Below are 2461 nucleotides of genomic sequence, written 5' to 3' on the forward strand. Positions count from 1 at the left end.
AAGTGCGCCTGGCCGAAGACAAACCGGTGCCCCAGGGCACGGCCTACATCAGTTTTCCGGCGCAATGGCTGATGGTCTATGCCGACGAATTCCTCCTGGAAACCCAAGCCAACATTGAGGTGCAGCCATGAACAAGGTGCAGAACAACAAGGCCTGGTGGCTGGTGTTGCCGGTGTTCCTGCTGGTGGCGTTCAGTGCGGTGGTCCCGATGATGACCGTGGTCAACTATTCGGTGCAGGATATTTTCGACCAGTCCAGCCGCTATTTCGTCGGTGCCGACTGGTACAAACAGGTACTGCTCGACCCGAGGCTGCATGACTCGTTGCTGCGTCAGTTCATCTATTCGGCCTGTGTGCTACTGATCGAAATTCCGCTGGGCATCGCCATTGCCCTGACCATGCCGACMAAGGGCCGCTGGTCTTCGGTGGTGTTGATCGTGCTGGCTATCCCGCTGCTGATCCCGTGGAACGTGGTCGGCACCATCTGGCAGATCTTCGGTCGCGCCGATATCGGCCTGCTGGGGGCGAGTCTCAAAGCCATGGGCATCAGCTACAACTATGCGTCGAACACCATGGACGCCTGGGTTACGGTGCTGATCATGGACGTCTGGCACTGGACCTCGCTGGTGGCGCTGCTGTGCTTCTCCGGGTTGCGGGCRATTCCCGATGTGTATTACCAGGCGGCGCGTATCGACCGTGCCTCGGCCTGGGCGGTGTTCCGGCATATCCAGTTGCCCAAGCTCAAGAGTGTGCTGCTGATCGCGGTGATGCTGCGCTTCATGGACAGTTTCATGATCTACACCGAACCGTTCGTACTCACGGGCGGCGGTCCTGGCAATGCCACGACCTTCCTCAGTCAGACCCTGACCCAGATGGCCGTAGGGCAATTCGACCTGGGGCCGGCAGCGGCATTCTCGCTGGTGTACTTCCTGATCATCCTGTTGGTGTCCTGGCTGTTCTACACCGCCATGACTCACTCTGACGCCAACCGCTGAGGCCCGCGCCATGAGCAAAAGAAAGCTTATCCCCTTGCTGCTCTACATCCTGTTCCTGCTGGTGCCGATCTACTGGCTGCTGAACATGTCCTTCAAGAGCAACACCGAAATCCTCGGCGGCCTGACGCTTTTCCCACAGGATTTCACCCTGGCCAACTACAAGGTGATCTTCACCKACCCGAGCTGGTACACCGGCTACATCAACTCGGCGTACTACGTGAGCCTGAACACGATCATTTCCCTGACCGTGGCGCTACCGGCGGCCTATGCCTTCTCGCGCTATCGCTTTCTCGGTGACAAGCACCTGTTCTTCTGGCTGCTGACCAACCGCATGGCGCCACCGGCGGTGTTCCTGTTGCCGTTCTTCCAGCTGTATTCCTCGATCGGGCTGTTCGACACCCACATCGCCGTGGCCCTGGCCCACTGCCTGTTCAACGTGCCGCTGGCCGTTTGGATTCTCGAAGGCTTCATGTCCGGCGTGCCCAAGGAAATCGACGAAACCGCCTACATCGACGGCTACAGTTTTCCCAAGTTCTTCGTGAAGATTTTCATCCCGCTGATCGGCTCCGGCATTGGCGTGACGGCGTTCTTCTGCTTCATGTTTTCCTGGGTCGAACTGCTGCTGGCACGAACCCTCACTTCGGTGAATGCCAAACCGATCGCAGCGGTGATGACCCGCACGGTCTCGGCATCCGGCATCGACTGGGGCGTGCTGGCGGCGGCGGGGGTGTTGACCATCCTGCCGGGCATGCTGGTGATCTGGTTCGTGCGCAACCACGTGGCCAAGGGCTTTGCCCTGGGCCGGGTATGAGGAACTGATGATGGAATGGATGAGCTGGACCGCCCCCACGGCGGCATTCTTCAGCGTGATTGCCCTGATCCTGGTGGTCATGACCACTTGGGAATTACGTTCGCCGAGCATCCTTCGGCGTGGTTTTCTGCCGATTGCCACCACCCGTGGCGATCGCTTGTTTATCGGTCTTCTCGGCAGCGCCTACCTGCACTTGCTGGTAATCGGCGTCACCGACTGGAGCATCTGGGTCGCCTTCGCGTTGTCCCTGGTGTGGCTGTTGGCTGTGATGCGTTGGGGCTAGTCGAATCGCTCGGCAATGTTGCTCCGAAATCTAAACAGGAGGTCTTATGTTCGATAAAAACAATAAGCTGCGACATAGCATTTCATTGGCAGCCATGCTGGCACTCAGCGGTTTGAGCGCTTCGGCCTGGGCCGATGCCTACGAAGATGCCGCGAAGAAATGGATCGGCAGTGAATTCAAGCCATCCACGCTGACGGCCGAACAACAACTGGAAGAGCTGAAGTGGTTCATCAAGGCGGCGGAGCCATTTCGCGGGATGAACATCAAGGTGGTGTCGGAAACCATTGCCACCCACGAATACGAGTCCAAGGTGCTGGCCAAGGCCTTCACCGAGATCACCGGGATCAAGCTGACCCACGACCTGCTGCAGGAA

The 2461-nt window shown here is 58.6% G+C and carries 3 protein-coding genes and 2 pseudogenes; all 5 read left to right on the forward strand.

Annotated elements, in window-relative coordinates:
- Positions 1-131, forward strand: a pseudogene (locus tag ACXRVY_RS24230) (ABC transporter ATP-binding protein); the annotation flags it as partial.
- Positions 128-994 (forward strand): carbohydrate ABC transporter permease, encoded by an 867-nt coding sequence (locus tag ACXRVY_RS24235; RefSeq protein ID WP_223461538.1) that lies wholly within the window; start codon positions 128-130, stop codon positions 992-994. The pseudogene ACXRVY_RS24230 and the gene ACXRVY_RS24235, both read left to right, overlap by 4 nt.
- Positions 995-1004: 10 nt before the next feature.
- Entirely contained in the window at positions 1005-1805 is an 801-nt protein-coding gene (locus ACXRVY_RS24240; protein ID WP_458238448.1) for a carbohydrate ABC transporter permease, read from the forward strand.
- Positions 1806-1815: 10 nt separating this feature from the next.
- Positions 1816-2088 (forward strand): DUF2160 domain-containing protein, encoded by a 273-nt coding sequence (locus tag ACXRVY_RS24245; RefSeq protein WP_110662252.1) that lies wholly within the window; start codon positions 1816-1818, stop codon positions 2086-2088.
- 46 nt (positions 2089-2134) lie between these two features.
- Positions 2135-2461: pseudogene (locus tag ACXRVY_RS24250) on the forward strand (carbohydrate ABC transporter substrate-binding protein); the annotation flags it as partial.

This window comes from Pseudomonas sp. P5_A2_2 (assembly GCF_054177685.1).

What these genes read in the sequence shown, in the direction of transcription:
- ACXRVY_RS24245 (WP_110662252.1), top strand. Translation starts at nt 1,816, where the DNA reads ATGGAATGGATGAGCTGGACCGCCCCCACGGCGGCATTCTTCAGCGTG.